This is a genomic window from Planktothrix sp. PLAVEN19ND (assembly GCF_057220675.1).
This window is the reverse complement of sequence record NZ_CM170132.1, coordinates 67,106-86,387: the sequence shown is the minus strand read 5'-3', so window position 1 is coordinate 86,387 and position 19,282 is coordinate 67,106. Positions and strand designations below refer to the sequence as shown.

General features: G+C 40.9%; 17 protein-coding genes, 1 rRNA gene and 1 pseudogene. 11 read left to right on the top strand and 8 right to left on the bottom strand.

Annotated elements, in window-relative coordinates; genetic code table 11:
* Positions 1-67: 67 nt before the first annotated feature.
* The 4 genes from AC2D3N_RS00415 to AC2D3N_RS00400 all read right to left on the bottom strand — a co-directional run bounded on the left by AC2D3N_RS00415 (position 68) and on the right by AC2D3N_RS00400 (position 2,399).
* On the bottom strand, positions 68-490 hold the full coding sequence (locus AC2D3N_RS00415) for a type II toxin-antitoxin system death-on-curing family toxin (protein ID WP_484692437.1): 423 nt from the start codon (positions 488-490) through the stop codon (positions 68-70).
* Positions 487-711, bottom strand: coding sequence for a hypothetical protein (locus AC2D3N_RS00410; RefSeq protein WP_484692436.1), 225 nt, complete (start codon positions 709-711; stop codon positions 487-489). Before AC2D3N_RS00410 ends, AC2D3N_RS00415 begins: the two co-directional genes overlap by 4 nt.
* Positions 712-797: 86 nt before the next feature.
* Entirely contained in the window at positions 798-1,994 is a 1,197-nt protein-coding gene (locus tag AC2D3N_RS00405) for a caspase family protein (protein WP_484692435.1), read from the bottom strand.
* A 150-nt stretch (positions 1,995-2,144) separates the two neighbouring features.
* The gene (locus tag AC2D3N_RS00400; protein WP_079680290.1) at positions 2,145-2,399 is read right to left on the bottom strand and encodes a DUF7219 family protein; all 255 of its coding nucleotides are present in this window, start codon (positions 2,397-2,399) and stop codon (positions 2,145-2,147) included.
* A 299-nt stretch (positions 2,400-2,698) separates the two neighbouring features.
* On the opposite strand from AC2D3N_RS00400, the gene AC2D3N_RS00395 reads away from it, so the two are divergent.
* From AC2D3N_RS00395 to AC2D3N_RS00365, 7 genes and pseudogenes are all read left to right on the top strand, one after another.
* Positions 2,699-3,460, top strand: coding sequence for a peptidylprolyl isomerase (locus AC2D3N_RS00395; protein WP_079680291.1), 762 nt, complete (start codon positions 2,699-2,701; stop codon positions 3,458-3,460).
* Positions 3,461-4,166: 706 nt separating this feature from the next.
* The gene (locus tag AC2D3N_RS00390; protein ID WP_484692434.1) at positions 4,167-5,324 is read left to right on the top strand and encodes a hypothetical protein; all 1,158 of its coding nucleotides are present in this window, start codon (positions 4,167-4,169) and stop codon (positions 5,322-5,324) included.
* A gap of 664 nt (positions 5,325-5,988) precedes the next feature.
* Entirely contained in the window at positions 5,989-6,747 is a 759-nt protein-coding gene (locus tag AC2D3N_RS00385; protein WP_484692433.1) for a hypothetical protein, read from the top strand.
* Positions 6,748-7,246: 499 nt separating this feature from the next.
* Entirely contained in the window at positions 7,247-7,927 is a 681-nt protein-coding gene (locus AC2D3N_RS00380; RefSeq protein WP_484692432.1) for a hypothetical protein, read from the top strand.
* A gap of 22 nt (positions 7,928-7,949) precedes the next feature.
* Complete coding sequence (locus AC2D3N_RS00375) at positions 7,950-9,071, top strand: hypothetical protein (RefSeq protein WP_484692431.1); 1,122 nt, start codon at positions 7,950-7,952, stop codon at positions 9,069-9,071.
* Positions 9,072-9,241: 170 nt separating this feature from the next.
* A complete protein-coding gene (locus AC2D3N_RS00370; RefSeq protein ID WP_484692430.1) occupies positions 9,242-9,991 on the top strand; it encodes an O-antigen ligase family protein in 750 nt (249 codons plus the stop codon).
* Positions 9,939-10,082 (top strand): annotated as a pseudogene (locus tag AC2D3N_RS00365) (zinc ribbon domain-containing protein); the annotation flags it as partial. The gene AC2D3N_RS00370 and the pseudogene AC2D3N_RS00365, both read left to right, overlap by 53 nt.
* A gap of 33 nt (positions 10,083-10,115) precedes the next feature.
* Here the strand turns inward: AC2D3N_RS00365 and hetR are convergent.
* Together hetR and AC2D3N_RS00355 are read right to left on the bottom strand one after the other, a co-directional pair.
* Positions 10,116-11,018: a heterocyst differentiation master regulator HetR gene (hetR, locus tag AC2D3N_RS00360; RefSeq protein WP_484692429.1), complete on the bottom strand. Its 903-nt coding sequence runs from the start codon at positions 11,016-11,018 to the stop codon at positions 10,116-10,118.
* Between the two features lie 407 nt (positions 11,019-11,425).
* Positions 11,426-11,773 (bottom strand): hypothetical protein, encoded by a 348-nt coding sequence (locus AC2D3N_RS00355; RefSeq protein ID WP_079680294.1) that lies wholly within the window; start codon positions 11,771-11,773, stop codon positions 11,426-11,428.
* A 299-nt stretch (positions 11,774-12,072) separates the two neighbouring features.
* Here AC2D3N_RS00355 and AC2D3N_RS00350 point away from each other — a divergent pair, with 299 nt between their 5' ends.
* Positions 12,073-12,708: an esterase/lipase family protein gene (locus tag AC2D3N_RS00350; RefSeq protein WP_079680295.1), complete on the top strand. Its 636-nt coding sequence runs from the start codon at positions 12,073-12,075 to the stop codon at positions 12,706-12,708.
* Here the strand turns inward: AC2D3N_RS00350 and AC2D3N_RS00345 are convergent.
* A complete protein-coding gene (locus AC2D3N_RS00345) occupies positions 12,705-13,133 on the bottom strand; it encodes a VOC family protein (RefSeq protein ID WP_484692428.1) in 429 nt (142 codons plus the stop codon). The two genes, AC2D3N_RS00350 and AC2D3N_RS00345, sit on opposite strands and share 4 nt — an antisense overlap.
* 18 nt (positions 13,134-13,151) lie before the next feature.
* On the opposite strand from AC2D3N_RS00345, the gene AC2D3N_RS00340 reads away from it, so the two are divergent.
* Complete coding sequence (locus AC2D3N_RS00340) at positions 13,152-13,934, top strand: TIGR00297 family protein (protein ID WP_079680297.1); 783 nt, start codon at positions 13,152-13,154, stop codon at positions 13,932-13,934.
* A 95-nt stretch (positions 13,935-14,029) separates the two neighbouring features.
* The gene (locus AC2D3N_RS00335) at positions 14,030-15,424 is read left to right on the top strand and encodes a cobyrinic acid a,c-diamide synthase CobB (protein ID WP_484692427.1); all 1,395 of its coding nucleotides are present in this window, start codon (positions 14,030-14,032) and stop codon (positions 15,422-15,424) included.
* A 123-nt stretch (positions 15,425-15,547) separates the two neighbouring features.
* Here the strand turns inward: AC2D3N_RS00335 and AC2D3N_RS00330 are convergent, their stop codons facing one another.
* Positions 15,548-18,715, bottom strand: a complete 3,168-nt coding sequence (locus AC2D3N_RS00330) for a valine--tRNA ligase (protein WP_484692426.1) — start codon at positions 18,713-18,715, stop codon at positions 15,548-15,550.
* A 234-nt stretch (positions 18,716-18,949) separates the two neighbouring features.
* Between AC2D3N_RS00330 and rrf the strand changes: the two genes are divergently transcribed.
* A 5S ribosomal RNA gene (gene rrf, locus AC2D3N_RS00325) occupies positions 18,950-19,066 on the top strand.
* Positions 19,067-19,282 lie beyond the last annotated feature (216 nt).

The window sequence follows — 19,282 nt, the reverse complement described above, 5'->3', positions numbered from 1 at the left end:
AATTTTTACCCTATTCTTCAGCGAGTCAGGACACTCGCACTGCTGAAGGGATAAAACTATGCCAATGTCAAGAACTCTTTTTCGGTTTCAAGTATTTTCCAACAGATGAATTAACAGAATTTTTCCTTAACCATTGGGCTAAAGAGTCTTGAGTTTCTTGGTCAGTTGCTAACCCTTCCATGATTTGCACAACCTCGATTTCTGGAACTTCTAATAAATAGCTATTCACTAACAAAAAAGTTGCCATTACTGCAAAAGCTGTGCGTTTATTACCATCAATAAACGGATGGTTTTTAGCTAAACCATAACCATAAGCGGCTGCCAGGTCAAATAAATCAGGTTGACCGTAAGCAAATAAATGTCTGGGTCTGGCTAAACTTGCAGAAAGGAGATTTTCGTCCCTGAGTCCTAAACTACCACCATGCTGCTGAATTTGATCCTGATGGATGACTCTAACAATTGCTTCAGAAATCCATAAGGGTTCATTCACTGGGCTAATTCCCTTAACGCATTTTTATATTTTTCGCTAATCACTTGATAAGCTGCCATTGCTTTGTCAAATTCAGATTGATCAATAGTTGAGGAATTATCCGGGTGAGTTTTCTGTGCTTTTTCGGCGAGAGAACGCAAAAAAACCAGGGCTTCTGGTAACAGTTCATCAGGTAATTCTCTGGCTAAGGTAACGATTTCTTGACGCATTTCTTGAGTCATGGTTATTGCCTATTATATTTTAAATTATAACAAAAGACATCTGATCACGGCTTAATCCGGTTTTTTCTAACCTATTAATATTCCTCTTAACTTATCAAATGCAGGGGCGTTCCTACGGTTACGGGTTGCTCAATCTTTGCCTGTCCTACTAACCCATCACGGGAAATGATTTTCACTTTTCCTGTACCATTAATAGCAGTAAATATTGTTCCTGTTGTCACCTTTCTTAAATCAATTCCCCCTAACCATAATTGGGCTGTGTCACCACTGACTGCCGTTACAACTGCTTGGGCAGGAGATTTGGGAGAATTAATAAAATAGGGCAGTTGTTGTTGATACCCACTCCCCACTTTAACTTCATAACGGGGAACTTGGTTGTATCTTTCAGGAATTTCTGGGAGAATTTTTTGAAATACTCGTTCAATATTGTTGTCTTCCTGCCAGAGATAATAAGTTAGTAAATAACTAAATAGACCAGATTGAAAACCATTAATATTTTCTTCCCGCGACAGTTGGTTTGGGGAAGTTGCTGCTAATACGACCCCTTTAGCTACCCCGGTCTGATAGCTTTTAACAAATTGTTCGGGAGATAAATTTAATCGAGATAACCACTGTTGCTGATAGTTTTTTTCATCAGAAGAAACTAAAATATTTTTACCTCCTTCCCTGGAACGCACCCGGACTTCTCGGGTAGCCCCACCGGAAAAACAACTATCTAAAACCACCGTCACATTGTCGGTTTTCAGGGCTGACATTAATAAAAATAAGGTATGCCCCATAATATCTTGGACAACTCCCCCAACTTCAGGATATCCGGCAGGTAAGTTACTATTAATAGGAACAAAGGTTCCATTTAATCCTTGTCTATCTCCTAATCGGGTTATAATTGGATCGGGATCAAAAATCCGAGAACCATGCCCCGAATAGTGATAAACCACAATATCTCCGGGTTTAGCTTGTTTGATTAAATGTTCTTCAAAGGCGGTTAAAATTCCTGTCCGGGTGGCTTCGGTTTGGGGTAAAATATAAATATCTTTAGGATTAAATCCGAAGCGATGAATTAACAAATAGCGTTGTAAATCTATATCGTTGACACATCCTTCTAGGGGGTTGAAAGGATATTGATTAATCCCTACTAATAAAGCTAGTTTGCGGGGGGTACTTTGGGCGAGGACTTTGCCAGCTTGTTCAGCTTTTTGTTGGAATAGGAATTGATTAATTCCCAGAGTTGCTAGTGCTGAACTTGCAAATTTGAGGAAATGACGACGATTAATAAGGGTCATTTTAAAACTTATTAAGAAAAGCATTTTTTAAATGTGATCGCTGTTCTGAATCAAAAAGCGATCGCAAACGGTATTTTAATAACCTGTGCCAGCATCTAAATTAGCTATTTCTGAATTGACTTTTGCAGAACACCCAGATAGTATTGCTAATTAACCATGATCGGTCGTCTCATCAGGAGGTTTACTAATTCCTAGACTTTTTTTGGATGAACGTAATTTTTTCCAAAGTTGTTTGATTTGTTGATAAGCTTCCTCTGAACTTACTTTCCCATTCGTCTCCAATCCACAAATATAGTTAACTCGCTGGGCAAATTCCTGCAAGTTGGAATTGAAAATGAGTTTTTCTGGGGTAAACTCTCCCTGGTAGCGACTGCGAGGGTAGAGAAAATCATCGCGTTCTGACATAGCTATCTCCCAAACAATTAGGACTGTGGGGTTCCGAATAGGACGGAAAATGGACAATTAGCCACCACTGGGATTTACCAAAAGCAGTTAAGGGCTATTGATATTCTATTGAGTTTAATCCTCATTGTACTTAGCATAGCCTATCTGCTTGATTAATTGTGCCTTTAACAACTATTGACTAAGCCGTGGCTGAATATTAAGACTGGGAGTAGTAGGGGCTCTGGGTAAATCTGATAGCAGCGAGAGCCTAAACCCTTACAATGTTTGTGAATACAATCGTGTTGAGGATGTGAATTTCAGTGGCCAATCCATTTTTAACCGTTAACGACGAACCCATTCTCTTAGGTCAAGCCCTAAAATACCTGCAAACGGCTGGGAAACTACAGCCCATGGTAACCGATATTTTGCGAGAATATATCCTAGATCGGGAATTGCAATCCCGAACGGATTTGGATATACCTGCTGCTAGTATTGAACAATCGGTAGTGAATTTCAGATTAGAACGGAATCTCAGTGACCCCCAAGCCTTTCAACAGTGGTTAGAAAGTAACCGCATGACCTACGAAGCCTTTCACCAACAAATTGTTTCTGGGTTTAAACGGGAAAAACTCAAACTCTCGATTGTACAACCTCAACTTGAGGAATATTTTCAGCAACGGAAACCTACTTTAGATGCAGTGGTGTTATCCCGAATTTCCTTGAATGACTATGAACTTGCAGAAACATTAGTCTCTCGTTTAAAAGAACAGGAAAGCCGATTTGAAGAATTAGCCCGAGAGTATTCCATTACCAATGAACGCTCTTTTAATGGGATGATGGGAGCCGTGGGTTGGTCAACTATTCCCGATCCCCTCAAGGTCATATTACAACAAACCCCACCTGGACAAATTGTTGGCCCGATGGAAGTGGAGGGAGGCTGGTGTATTTTCCGAGTGGACGAGTTTTTAGAAGCCTCCTTAGACAACCCTCAAGTTAGACAACGGTTGCAAAACGAATTATTCGAACAGTGGTTAAATCAACAACTACAATCCGCTAAAATCTCCCTGAATATTCAAGATTAATTCTCTAATAGTAGGGCACAGAAAACGGTTTAACGGGTAACAAAAACGACAATAATTTACTCTCTAGGTTTGAACATTAGTGTTTGTCCTAACCTTGCTTCTGCGATAAAAACACAGGAGTTAGAATTAATTCTAACTCCTGTGTTTTTGCAATTCTGCCCCCCTGGAGATAATATTCCATCCCTTGAAGTTTTCTACATATCTGTTAAGTTCAGTAATATTACTGAATTTACGGGTAAAAATTTGACAGATTAATTGAGCAAAATTCAGTATTTTTTCTAATTGATTAAGGGGCGTATTCAAAGTTAATATTTTGTCTAATAAAAAGATTACCGAATCATTCCCTAGGTCAGCGGTTGGATTGCTCCTGATTCAAGGGTAATAAGTGCTGATGTCGTCTTCTGAATCGCAAAACCAGCTTTAGGGTATAAGCGATTGTACGCCTAAATAGAGCAGCTTGATGTTGCACTCTCATGTTGTGTTAAATCTAGGACTGACGCTTAGGAGTCGCTATTTCAGAAGGATTCTGAGGTATTTACTCCGTTTGTAGAAGTTCAGCTTGTGGAAAATTAAGTGTTTCAACATGACCAAACTTTGTAAACTCTCTGTTTTTGGATTAAGGAGCTACCCGGAATGCGATTAAAAAAATTATGTTTAGTAGGAATATGCACAAATTCAATTGAATCAATAGAGGAGGGCGGTCAACATGACATCTTTTGAGTCTACTGACAGCAATAGCGTTGAAGCAAATGGAATATCTCTAGAAATAGTAAATCCTAACTCAATGCTGTTTTCTACTAGGGTTTATCCCATTCCCAAAAATGAGCTTGGGGCTACTACTAACATTGAATTTACTGTACGTATTATTAATAATACTTTAAATCCAATTCGCCTCAACCCATACCAGACATTTATTCCAGAGCTTTTAACAGCAGATGGTCAGCCCCTACAAAAACAAATAGCTACTGTGCAGCCTGTTACCAACACTCACACAAACGAAAATTGTTCATCAATACAACAGCCCCATGAAACCAGAAAATTTACTCAATGGGCAGTCAAGTCTGAATTACCGACAACTACTTCTCTAACTGCCAAACTCTCTTGGTACGACAACTTGCTCCAACTTAAAATCCCTACTGTTCCTCGTTTCTTGCTTAACTCTAATAACATCTGGTGTTTCAATTTAATCGAGTCAGCAAGCTATCAGTTTCGATTCATTTTGAACACTAACCACGAGACAACATCCATCGTGGAATCAAAAAGAAACGAAGTAAAAACTGCACAGCCAATTGGGTCAGAAGTCGTGGCAACACCTTGGGTTAATCTTCGCCTAGTTCAACCCGTAGCGACTGATAGCAGTGCAATTGAAATTGATGGTCTCCAATTCAAAGTTGAGATGCCGGAGACTGTATTGACGATTCCCCCTAGATTACCTAGTGCACAGACTCCTGTAAAACTAGGTATTCGCGTTACTAATAATACATCAGCCGTTCTTCGCTTTGAGCAAATAGGTTCTCTTGGCTTCAATCTAATAGACTCCGACGGTAAAGAAATACAATTCACTGAGGCGCAATGGAGACGTTGGGTAGACAAGGGACTAGAGTGTTACATCGTTCAACCCGGAGAAAGCGAAATCTTGGTTTTAGATGGAACGCTTTCCTGGCATTGTTCTCAACTACAACTTGTAATTCCTAATAAAGCTGGTGGGTTTTATTATTTTCGTGGGCTAAAGCAGGGTATATATCAAATAAAAGCTATCTATCATACTTCTGAACACAGAGCAAACTACCTAAATAAAAAGGGAGTGAAAAATGTCTGGAGTGGCTGGATAGCGATGCCCTTTGTAAAATTTTGCATTGTTTAATAAACATCAAAAAGCTATGAAAATCTTATTAAGGCAACTTCTCTTTGTTGGATTTGTGTCAACCTTCACAGTTACGCTAACTGAACGTTCAACTGTTGCATTTACTCTTGTACCTGCACAACCAGGCGCTACTTCTAATTGGAGACCAGTTTCACCCTACCTTATACAAGATAATTTGGGCAACTTCTATGAAGGTAGTACAGAAGTAGATACTAGATTATGGATGCAGCCTATACCTCCAGGATGAACTGGGACATTTAACATCACACTTGGTCTCTGGGCAACTGCGTCTGAAAGAGGATTTTTCGGGTGGAATTTTCAGCCAGCAGAGCAGGAATTAAAAGGTAGCTTTGATATCGTAAATTATCTCGCCTGCGGTTATAGCGTACTTTGTGGTATTGAAAACCCAGGGGAACCTGATCCCAGGGATAATGGAGTTGGCGCTACTTTTTATTTAAAGTATCGTCCAGCACCTGATGACCCTCAACCTGGACAACAAGGTAGACAACTCCATTGGATTCAAATGGTACGAGCTAACTACGGTGTAGGTTTCCCAGGTGGCCCTATTTTACCTGGTCTTCCGTTCATTGACAATTTGGCGAAAAGGGACGACCCATACTACGATACTGCAGCGTTTCCCGGTGAAGCAGGCGAAGACTTTTTTATGGACAGACCTTATAGCCCCGGTGAAATAGCAGCTTTATCAGAGACTTATTTCGAGGCAGAACTTTACCTAGTTGAGGAGACCACACCTGTAGGAAATCCGGTAAGGGAAGTCACAATTTATAATGGCATCAAATGGGGCTGGATAAATAAAATCTCCCCTATCTGTCCAAATAATACTATTAAAGTTAACGGAGTCTGCCTTCCTCCTCAACCCACCCAAACATTTTCCAGCACTCTCACCGCCGGCTCCAACGAAAACCAACATCAAATCAACGGCTTAACTCCAGGAAACTACTTTTATGCCTGGACTAAAAATGACCTGCCCTCAAATCAATGCAATCCCAACACCTACTTAACTACATATAACAACAATAGCTCTTGGGATGACGACGACAGCAGTTTAGTCGGAGACGGCTTCGCTTCTGCACTCGCAGGTATCGTAGCCGATGACGGTACTATTAATCTAAGTGTCCGTGCAGCAAATCCAGGGGGTCGAGGAGAAGACAGTGGCGACTACGAACTTTATACCACAGTCTACCATCCTGAATCTGCCCCACCAGACATCATCGTCGGAAGCAGTGGAGGTGGGGGAGTCGTCTTTCAAAGACCCCGGCCAGGTGGAACCCAACAAAATCCCATCCTACCCACCAGTAGTAGTTCTGGGGGTTGGCAAATCTTCAACAACGTACCCGGTTGTCGGTTTATTCATATTGGGGGGATGGGGGATCTTTCAATGGCGAAAAATTCAGAAGGATAAAGAGCCATGAAATATCTCTATACTTTGTTGTTAGCTCTGAGTCTGATTCTGATTAATCCTTGGGGTGATAATCGAGGCGAAATCTGGACTTATCCTAAAGTTTTTGCGGTTCTACTCATAACTCTATTAAATCTTTCAATTCTCTGGACAGAAAGATTTGATTTAACGATCTTAATAAGTTCAGTAATATTACTGAATTTACGAGTAAAAATTTGACAGATTAATTGAGCAAAATTCAGTATTTTTTCTAATTGATTAAGGGGCGTATTCAAAGTTAATATTTTGTCTAATAAAAAGATTACCGAATCATTCCCTAGGTCAGCGGTTGGATTGCTCCTGATTTAAGGGCAATGAGTGCTGATGTCGTCTTCTGAATCGCAAAACAAGCTTTAGGGTATAAGCGGTTGTACGCCTTGCACCGGAGCAGCTTGATGTTGCACTCTCATGTTGTGTTAAATCTAGGACTGACCCGAGGAGTCGCTATTTCAGAGGAATTCTCATGCGTAACTTTTTGATTTTCTGTTGGGCTTTGGCTTTAGTTTTAGTAGGGCAAATAACGCATTTTCTGATGCCAACCGAGTTAAGTGCGACGGAAGATTTAGGCATGAAGAAATTCGCTAACTTGATATCTGTTGAATCGACTGACAGCAATGCAGTTGAAGTCGATGGTATCCGGTTTGAAAGCTTAATACCCCAACGGGTGCTAACTATCCCCCCTAACAGACCTGATGCCCAAATTCCCGTGCAACTTGGTCTTCGCATTACGAATCAATCCCAAAAACCCGTTCGCTTTACTCGGTATGATACCCTTTTCCCACTACTTATAGGGCCGAATGGTCAACGATTACAGCTTGGAGGAGGTAGGAATTGGAGTGCCTCGCCTGGTGTATCCGATTGTCCGTTACTTCAGCCTCAAGAGAGTGTGACATTCTTTCTCGACGCCAGGCTTTTCTGGCAAGATAATCTGCTTCGACTTGGAGGATCTGATGGATTTGGTGGTATTTGGTTTTTTGACGATCTCAAGCCAGGTACATATCGAATCGCTCTCGGTTACTCCATATCTTCTACGCCAGTGCTACTGGTATATGACCCAGAAATAAAGACATTCAGAAAATTAACCGATCTCTGGAGAGTTCCGGTACCTACACCCTTGGTAGAGCTTCGCTTAGTCCAACGCTGATTTGTATAAAAAGGAACAAAAAATGCAATTACGACAATATCCCTTAGCTTTCTTGGCAACCACTTTGTTACTCACCATAACCGAGCAGCAAGGGGTCGCTTTTACATTAACGTATCAACCTGGTGGCACTTACACCGCTTTGAAGCAATACCAACCCTCGAATGGTGGGCAAGGCATCGTGCAAACATCTGTTCCATTTATCGTCAGCCCAATTGGGACGGATAATTTTCTCGAAAGACTCAGAGCAGCTTTTCCTGCCAGTACAGGCTGGACTTTTAATCAAGCGACTAAAGACATAGCGGGTAATCAAGTGCCATTTGACTTAGCTGGTAGCTTTGATATTAGCCAGTATTACGCTGATGTTGTATATCAACCTGCATATTTGGGTTTATTTGAACCAGTGGCTGTAGGGGCGCAAATTCAACTTCATTACACTCCAGGTCTAGGTGATCCAACACCTGCAATCAATCAACTTCACTGGATTCAACGGGTAAGGAGCAACCATAGTTATGCAACCAACACCCATGGCGATAATGAAGATGTCATCGATGTTCCTCCTGGGCAGAGTAACCCGTTTTACGACCTAATTCCAGGTATTGCCTATACGGACGAGGAAAATTTCGCAGATGGGCCGAAACGATTTGATATCCAGAACAATCATCTTTGGTCAGCCGAACTCTTTTTGGTTGAAGTACCTGACCCAATCAAGCCAAAAACAGTAACAGTGTACAACGGTATGTCATGGGGTTGGAGAAATTTATATACTCCTGGGCCTCCTCAACCCACCCAAACATTGTCCGGCACTCTTACCGCCGGCTTCAACGAAAACCAACATCAAATCAACGGCTTAACTCCAGGAAATTACTTTTATGCCTGGACTAAAAATGACCTGCCCTCAAATCAATGCAATCCCAACACCTACTTAACTACATACAACAACAATAGCTCTTGGGATGACGACGACAGCAGTTTAGTCGGAGACGGCTTCGCTTCTGCACTCGCAGGTATCGTAGCTGATGACGGGACTATTAATCTAAGTGTCCGTGCAGCTAATCCAGGGGGTCGCGGAGAAGACAGCGGCGACTACGAACTTTATGCCACAGTCTACACCCCTCAATCCTGCATTTCCAAATTAACGGTTTAATCATTGGTGGAGTTATTCTGGCTCTTAGTATTTTTCCTCAAGTTATTAATTGGAAAATCGACTATACAGCCACATCAGGTCAACTCTTACAGACTAATATTTTAGTTAGCACAATTTTCCAAACCCATCAGCCGATTGGTTTGTATTCCCATCGGGGACACACTGCGTTTGTGTTAGCAGCAGTGGCGGTATTAGCAGTCACCTGTTGGCAGAAAAGATGGCTCAGTCATCGTAGATTAGTAATTTTTCTCATCCCAATTATTTTAGCTTTATTGTGTACTCAAAACCGAGCCGCTTTATTGGCTTTAATCGGAACAGTGATTTACCAACTCGGACGCAAATCTTATCAATTCTTAATTCCGGCTGCCCTAGTTGGTTTGCTAGTCATTGGTATGAATACAACTACCCGTAAAATCGAGAATCTACCTTTAATCAAACAAGTTACATCAGGTCGCATTTATTTAGGGCAACTATCAGGAGCGGGAATTGTTCAGCGTCCTCTATTGGGATGGGGGATGAATGGTTTTGGAATTGCTTATCCTTATATTTTCAATCCTAAGTGGCAACCGAGAATTGTTCATCTGGGTGATTTTAGTTTTGAATACATCAATAAAAAAGGCGTAATTGACAGAAAAGCGATCGCAACCCATAAAGCTCACAATTTAATTTTAGATAGCTGTTTATCGGTTGGTATTTTGGGGATGGCGTGCTATTTGGGACTGTTTGGTTTTAGCTTATGGCAAGTTATACAGTCACCTTACCGTGGGATGGAAGCCATGGCAATCTGTTATTTAATTTTTACCCTAACCTGGTTTGAATGCGCCCAATTTACCCATCTATTTTGGTGGGCACTCAGTCTGTGGGGGCACAATGCTCAAATACAAAGCAGAAAAAGAAGGGAAAACCTATATCGAAATTGATCGGTTTTTCCCTTCTTTTAAAACTTGTAACGTCTGTCTAAATCAAGTCGTAGGGGCGAATAGCCATTCTCCCCTACGACTTGATGTTAGAAGAACGCAGAGACGTACTAGAAGTGTAGGGAGTTCACTCTTTTTCCTTCGGCCCGAATACCATTTGCACCACCATGGTTTCTCCTCCCTGTTGATGATATCGATCTGCCCATTGCCGAATAATTTCATCTAATTCTTCAATGGCTCGATCAATTCGTTCACGGGGGATATCTAATTCTTCTAAAACCCTCATTACCCTAGGCTGACGTTCAGCCCACTCCTTCATTAATTTGAAATATCTGGCTGTATCTTCCACCATAATAAAAGTTCTTTCCTCCTGATCTTCGGGGGAATAGGTGGCTCGATTTAGGGCATAAAACGGCATTCCCCAAGGAGATTCGATTTTGATTACGGTTTCAGAATAGGTTAAACGGCGTTTAATATGTTCGGCTAAGGCTTCACTTAAAGGCATTCTCCGATTGGGCTCTAAATCTTCCTGAGAACGGGTATGTAAAAAATCAATTAATTCCATAAATTGAAAGGAATTAATTAATTGAGCATCGGGTAAACCTTGAGGCAGTTTACTTTCAATTACCCGCTTTTCTTCTTGAGTTAAACTACTCCCGGAAATCCGAGAACGTCCCGGTTGCCAAGGATAATGTTCTAACCAAACATAGGGAAACTGAATCAAATATCGAGGTTCTTGAGACCCCAACATTTTTAAGAGTTTGCCTTCGGTTAATGCTTGTTGAACTTCCTCAACAATCACCTTGACTCGCTTGGGTTCAATATGGTGCAGGTGTCCTGTCATTCTCAGGTTTTTTCCCTGTTCCATATAGGTCATATAAATGGCGCATTTTGCCGCCGTGGCAGCCGCATCAAGGAACGCCCCATGTCGATGTCCACTGGTTCGCATGGCACTAAAAGCTAGATATAACAGAATCTGATCCATGGCACTGGGGCTAAGACTTTTGATCAGATCGGTGTCTTTTGTCATAGAAACCTCATAGAAATTTAGAAGTGAGCGTGGCTTTATTCCTGAACATAAAAGAGACTGAAGGGGTTTCAGTCACCTACAAAATGCTCAAGTTGATCACAGCAACAAACCAACGACTGCACCGCTCATGAGTCGGTAGGCACTTTTGCATTGTTGATTAGCCTATCAAAATTAAGTAGATTATTTAGCACCCTTGGCACTCAGGGTTCCAATATTAATTGATTGATCACACAAATCTATTCTATCTTAAATATTGTTCGCAACAGCTTATTAAACCCCATATTAGCGGTTATATCAATTGGGGTCAACCCATCAAAAATCAAAAAAACCCAAAAGCCCAAACAACCATTAACCTCCCTAGCCTGATGTAGATAGCTAGAGAGGTTAATGGTGTAAAACTTGCTAGATTAGGAGCGATTGATCTGATTTGCTATATCTGTGAACATCGCCAGACTCGGCCCTGGCCGACGACGGGGGGTGGAGGCTTGGGGCATTAAATATTCCGTAGAAAAGTTCACCCCGGCAGGTGTTTTTACCTGGGGGTTAAGGGGGGCGGGTTCCTTAACTGGGGATGGTTGAGGGGGAGGAGGAGCAACGGTCGTGGTTTTTGGTTGAGATGCGGCTGGTTTTGCTGATGCTGCTTTGGCTTGGGGTGCTGGTTTAGACTCGGCTGGGGGTGCTTTTTTATCTTGAGCATCGCCAAACTCTAAATAATAGTCATCTTTTTTCTTGGAACCCAAAATTTTATTTAACATTATGCTTACTCCGTGGGTATTTTTAGGAAATTTAAAGCCTTAGCCCTGAATTCAGACTAGGGAAAAATGAAAGATTTGTCTACAAAAATTTACATATTGTTACATTTTGTTGAAATAAAACCACCGATTTCCCCAGGTTGAGGTAAAAAATTTCTCATCTGTTTGCATTTATTTACAGATTTCTCAGAATAGGAGTGAGCCGTTAATCAATAACCAGTTGGATGACTGTCCTCCAATTGCATCCAGAATCTCCCGTGATAGTCTAAGTTGGAACCAATATTCATCCAATTTTAAATCCCATGGATAACAGCACTCCTCGCAATCCGGTTTTATTGATTCACGGTATATTTGATACCAAAGCAATTTTTAAGACCATGACAACCCATCTAACTAAACGGGGATGGGAAATTCATAGTCTGAATTTGGTTCCCAATGACGGTCGATTTGGGTTAGAAACCTTGGCCAAGCAAGTTGCAGAGTATGTGACTCGAACCTTCCTCCCCGAACAACCGATTGATTTAATCGGGTTTAGTATGGGAGGAATTGTCAGTCGTTATTATCTCCAACGCTTGGGAGGCATTGAACGAGTTCAACGTCTGATCACGATCTCCTCCCCCCATCACGGAACCTTAACGGGATATCTTTACCCCACCCTAGCTGCATCTCAAATGCGTTCCAATAGTCCGTTTTTAGAAGACTTAAATCGGGATTTAGAAATCCTAGACTCGATCAATTTTACCTCAATTTGGACACCTTTAGATGGGATGATTGTCCCGGCCCAAAGTTCTCAAATGCCCATTGGTCAAGAATTCACGGTTAATGTTTTTCTTCATGCTTGGATGGTGACTGATCCCAAGAGTTTAGCATTAGTTGAGAAAGCCTTAAATTCACCCCTAAAAACCTTAACCCCTTCGGTGTCACCCGCTACCCTTTAAAGGTCTCCAACCTGGGCGTATTCGTTACAGCCAAATACGGCTTCGGGATGACAGTAATATTTGAATTCCAATAGATTATAAAAGGGATCTTCTAGGAAAAAAGTGCGATGTTCTGTGGGTAAACTCGGAAAACGGCGTTTGGGTTCTTGGTAAAATTTTAGGTGTTTTTTTTGGGCACGGTCTAAGAGGGTTTCCCAGTCCGTCTCGGAAGTAAAGATTAACCCAAAGTGTCGGGGATAAATCCCATTTTGGGGTGTAAGGGGTTCTTGACTCAGATGGGCGACAATTTGATGGCCGTAAAGGTTCATAATCATGGAATTACGGGTTTCTCGACCGATTTCGCAGCCTAACCCCTCCCCATAAAAGGCTTTAGTTTGTTCGATATTGTTCACGGGAAAGGCAAGATGGAATAATGTTTTATTCATGGTTTTGAGATCGAATTTATGATTTATGAATTAGTGTCGCTTAATCCTTGGTTATTTGCGATCGCTTTAAATACAGTTTTAATTAGTTTAGGGGTGATTGTCGCCAAAAAGTTATTAACCCCCGCCGGATGGATTCATGCTTGGATATTGGGAGTCCTGATTTGGGGATGTTTGGGTTGGCGGGGTTATTTGATTGTGGTGTTCTATTTTTTAGTGGGTTCGGGTGTAACCCGGATTGGCAAAACCCAAAAGGAAGCCGCGGGAATTGCGGAAAAACGCGGGGGAGCCCGGGGGCCAGAAAATGTCTGGGGTTCGGCGTTAACGGGGATGTTATGTGGGTTAGGGGTATTTTCCCTACAATTATTGTTTCCTGATGCAGTTGGAATACAATCTTGGATTCCACTATTATTATTAGGATACGTTGCTAGTTTTAGTACAAAATTATCCGACACCTGTGGCAGTGAAATTGGCAAAGCCTACGGGAAACAGACATTTTTAATTACCACCTTAAAACCCGTGCCTAAAGGTACGGAAGGGGCTGTAAGTTTGGAGGGAACTTTAGCTGGGGTGGTGGCTTCTATTGTCGTTTCTGTGTTAGCTTGGAGTATCGGTTTAATTGATATTTGGGGGATAATTTGGAGTGTGATGGCGGCGTTTATTGCCACTAATTTGGAAAGTGTAATTGGGGCAACCTTACAAACCAAATGGACATGGTTAACCAATGAAATTGTGAATTTTATTAATACTTTAATTGGGGCGATCACTGCGATATTTTTTGCTTATTTTTGGCAATTTTTATAATCAGCTTTAGGGGTGAACTTCACAGGATCAAGGGTAAAAATCAGACTCGCTAAAAAACCCATTTCTCAGACCTTATTGACTCAAATTGTTAGATTATGACGCTTATTGTTGCTGGAGAACGTAGTGGAGTTGGGAAAACAACAATTACACTAGCGATTTTATCCTATTTAAAGAAACACAATTATAATATCCAATCTTTTAAGGTTGGCCCCGATTATATTGATCCCATGTTTCATCACTATGTTACGGGTAAACCTTGTTATAATTTAGATTCGATTTTAACTTCAGAATCCTATATTAAAGCCTGTTATGATCAACATATTCAGGCCTGCGATTATGGTTTAATTGAAGGAGTTATGGGTCTGTTTGATGGGATTCCTAATGGGGAAAAGGTTCCAATTGCTTCAACGGCTCAGATTGCCTTAATTCTTGATTTACCTGTGATTTTAGTCTTAGATTGTAGTCGATTATCTGGTTCTATTGCCGCGATCGCAATGGGGTTTAAAAACTTTAATCCTAATATAAAATTAGCGGGTTTGGTTTTAAATAAAGTGGGAAGCGATCGCCATTTAGAACTGTTAAAAGCTTTCTTAGAACCTCTGAATATTCCGATTATAGGAACGATTAAAAGACAAGAAAATATTGTGATTCCCGATCGCCATTTGGGGTTAATTCCCACGAATGAACTGCCTCAGATGGATTTATTCATTCAAGAGTTAGCTGAATTAGCCCAAACTTGGTTTGACTGGGAACAATTATTACCCTTATTAAAAAATACTCTAATTTCCGATCCTAGTCATCCAGTTAAGCAAGAAAATTCCATCCCTACCCTATGGGTTGAACATAGCTATCAACCAATTAGAATTGCGATCGCCAAAGATGCGGCATTTAATTTTTATTATGCTGATAATTTAGAGATTTTACAACAGTTGGGTGCGGAATTAATCGAATGGAGTCCTTTAAAAGATGCTCAACTCCCGACCGATATTAAAGGATTATATTTTGGCGGGGGGTTTCCCGAGGTATTTGCTCAAGAATTAAGTCAAAATCAGTTAATTTTAAATGCAGTTAAAACCGCTATTTTATCAGGGATGCCAACCTATGCAGAATGTGGGGGGTTAATGTATTTGTGTGAAAAGATTATTGACTTTGAAAATAATTCTTGGTCAATGCTGGGAATATTACCGACCACTGCGGTTATGGGAAAACGCTTAAAATTAGGATATTATCAAGCAAAAGTCTTAAAAAATACGCCCTTATTATTAGAGGGAGAAATCATCACCGGACATGAATTCCATCGGTCTGAACTGATAGAAAACTCGTCTGATCCTTTATATGAAATGCAGCGTTTTATGTCATCGCAAACCAACGCCCCCGTATTAGAAGGTTGGGGAAATTATTCCAATGTTCATGGGTCTTATTTACATCTCCATTGGGGAAATAGGGTTGATATTCCTACGCGGTTTTTAAAGTCTTGTATAGAATTATAGGAGGGAGGATCACGGATTTAAGAGGATTTCGCGGATTTCACGGATTTTAATCTGTCCCCCAATCAAGTCGAGGGCAGGGTTAATCTGCGTAATCTTCTTAAATTCGTAATTCGTAATTCGTAATTACCCATTACCCAATTGACTTAACCTTTCTTGGAGAATTTCTGCTTGTTTTTCCGCTTCTGCTAAACTATTGCGGGTATTTTCTACAACTTCTGGTTCCGCACGGTTAACAAAATTTGGGTTATTCAAATTCCGTTGAAACCCTTGAATTTCTTTTTCTACTTTTGCTAATTTTTTCTGCAATTTCGTTTGAAATGCAGCTAAATCAACTACCCCCGCTAAGGGCATTAATACCTGTACAGTTCCCACCACTCCGGCAATAGTTTGACCTTCATTTCCGGTTAACTGTTCGGTAATGGTTAATTCTTCAACTTTCCCTAACTCTTGAATATAGGTTTGTCCTCGTTTCAAGATTTGCTGTTCTTTAATGCTTTCACTTTGCAGAATCGCATTAACCTTAACTTTCGGTTTAATATCCGCTTCCGCGCGTAAATTTCGGACGGTACGAATGGCCCCAATAATTAACTCAAAATCCGCCTCTAGTTTCGGATCAATAATGCTGATAATTTCACTGGATTGCTCTTGACTAATCGGGGAATAAATGTTAGGAGTTTCAATGTTTTTATCTGCTTTTTGACTCCCGATAAATTCCGTTTTCAACTCCTGTAAAATCTTCCCAAGTTCCTCCCGTTGAGATGCTTTCAGCAAATAGCGATACACAAACCAACCGGAATATCCCATCCCAATTAATTCAAAAATTGTAGATAATAAGGGTAACTCATTAATCGCATTTAACGCGGCAACAAAACATTTAATTGTTAAAAAGGCAACAAAGAATAGACCCGTCAGAATTAGCGGTTTTTGATATTGTTTAAAGAAACCTCCTAAAACCTCCGGTAATTCAAACAAAATTGTAATGGATTGACCTAAAATTGAATCAGGATCATTCACAAACTTTCCTAACCGTTGCACTTCTAGGTCTAATACATGATCTTCTACTACCACCGGATAGGGTTGCAACGCTAAACAAGATTCTTCTCCCGTTTGGGTTAAACTATGCCATATTTCTTCGGTAATATGGGGCATAAACGGATGGAGAAGTTTTAAAATCCCTTCTAAAACATAAGCTAAAGTTTGTTGGGAAACCTGACGAGAGGCGTTATTTTCTCCTTGTAAACGGGGTTTAGCTAATTCAATATACCAATCACAAAAATCTCCCCAAATAAACTCATAAATGCCTTTAGCCGCTTCACCAATACCGTAATTATCCATATCCTCACGGGTTTGTTTGACGGTTTGGTTAAAGCGAGATAAAATCCATTTATCACTCAGTTCTAATTGATTAATATTGGGTTCTCCTAACTGTTTGGGAGATTTTCCGTCTAAATTCATCATCACAAACCGAGAAGCATTCCAGAGTTTATTGGCAAAATTTCGAGACGCTTCAACAGATGCAGATTCGTCGGTTTCTCGATTATATTCTAAGCGAATATCCTGCCCTGCCCCGATGACTTCTTTCATTAAGGTAAACCGTACCGCATCAGTTCCGTATTTATCAATCAGTAATAACGGATCAATACCGTTTCCGGCGGATTTTGACATTTTCTTGCCGTTTTCATCCCGAATTAACCCATGAATATAAACGGTTTTGAAAGGCATTTTATCGGTAAAATATGCCCCCATCATCGTCATCCGGGCAACCCAGAAAAAGATAATATCAAACCCCGTTGACAGGGTACTGGTGGGATAATATTTACTTAAATCCAAAGTTTCTTCCGGCCATCCCAAGGTGGAAAACGGCCATAAACCGGAAGAAAACCAAGTATCCAAAACATCAGGATCTTGTTCTAAAATTACAGTTTCTCCGAATTTGGCGATCGCTTTTTCCCTGGCTTCCGCTTCATTTCTGCCGACAACAAATGGCGTGTTATCGGTAATTTTACCGCCCGTTTCACTAACCGCATACCAAGCCGGAATTTGATGTCCCCACCACAATTGTCGAGAAATACACCAATCATCTAATTTCACTAACCAATCTCGATAAACCTTTGTCCAACGGTCAGGAACAAAGACAGGAGCATCCTGATTATCTAAACAATTTAATGCCTTATCTGCCAGAGGACGAATTTTAACAAACCATTGGGTTGATAATAGCGGTTCTACCGGAACTTTACCGCGATCGCTATAGGGAACCGTATGTTTATAGTCTTCAATTTTAACTAAAAATCCCTTATCTTTCAGGAATTGAATCAGATTTTTTCGCGCTACAAATCGATCCTGTCCGGCGAAGGGCCCGGCATTTTCATTCAGAGAACCATCCTGATTCATAATATTAATCATCGGCAGTTGATGCCGTTGACCCATTTGAAAATCATTCGGGTCATGGGCCGGAGTTACCTTAACACAACCCGTGCCAAAATTCGGATCAACAAAATCATCCCCAATAATCGGAATTTCCCGTTTAATAATCGGTAAAATCACCGTTTTTCCAATTAAATCTTTATAGCGAATATCATTAGGATTCACCGCCACCGCCGTATCCCCTAACATTGTTTCCGGTCGAGTGGTTGCCACTTCCACATAACCCGTACCATCGGTTAAAGGATAGCGAAAATGCCATAAATTCCCATCAACTTCCTTATTTTCAACTTCTAAATCCGATACCGCCGATTGACTCGCTGGACACCAATTAACTAAATATTTACCCCGATAAATTAACCCATCTTCATATAGTCTAATAAAAGCTTCTAATACTGCTTTTGATAACCCTTCATCCAGGGTAAATCGTTCCCGCGTCCAGTCACAAGAAACCCCCAACCGTCGCAACTGATTAACAATAGTTCCGCCGGATTCTTGTTTCCATTCCCAAGCTCGTTGTAAAAATTTTTCTCGCCCTAAATCGTCGCGGGTTTTTCCTTCAGCTTTAAGTTGTCGTTCTAAAATTGTTTGGACTGCAATACTGGCGTGATCCATCCCTGGCAAATACAAAGCGTTATGACCCTTCATCCGGTGATAGCGAATCAGGGCATCAATCAGGGAGTTATTAAAGGCATGACCGATATGGAGATTTCCCGTAACGTTGGGCGGGGGAATCATAATACAATAGGGTTCCCCGGGTTGGTTCGGGTCAGCTTTAAACACCTGATGGGCTTCCCAATACTCTTGCCATTTGGCTTCGGTACTAAAGGGTTCGTATTTTGTGGCTTGGCTTGGGGTGGTTGCAGTCATGTTTCGACAAGATGGGCAATTTTAGACAATCTTTTCTATTCTGCCATATTTGGGGTTGAGGGCTGCTCTTTGATCCTAGAAATGCTGAACAGTATAGGTTTGAGCGATCTTAATTTTTTTTTGAAAAAGGGGTTGACATTCCCAGAAAAAGCGAGTACATTAGTAAATTGTGAGAGGCAAGCGGAACACAAACGACTGCAAACCTCAAACCCAGGTAAAAGTTTGTAGAGCTTTCCTGGTGCCTATGGCTCAGTGGAACCACTCCGATCCATCTCGAACTCGGAAGTGAAACGCTGACACGGCGAAGATACTTGGAGGGTAGCCTCCTGGGAAAATAGCTCGGTGCCAGGTTAATAATCAAAAACCCCCTTCCAGTGATAAATCGGAGGGGGTTTTTGTATGAATAGATTTTTATTATTTTTTTATCAAAGCTATTGGTAGGCAAATACATCAACATTGATAGATTTAACAGGTTAGGATCGGGTTCATAAATAGTAATAATTTTGGTGATTTCTGATTCTTGGCATGAAACTTGGATGTGCAGAACTTTACCTGTTCTCTAATTGA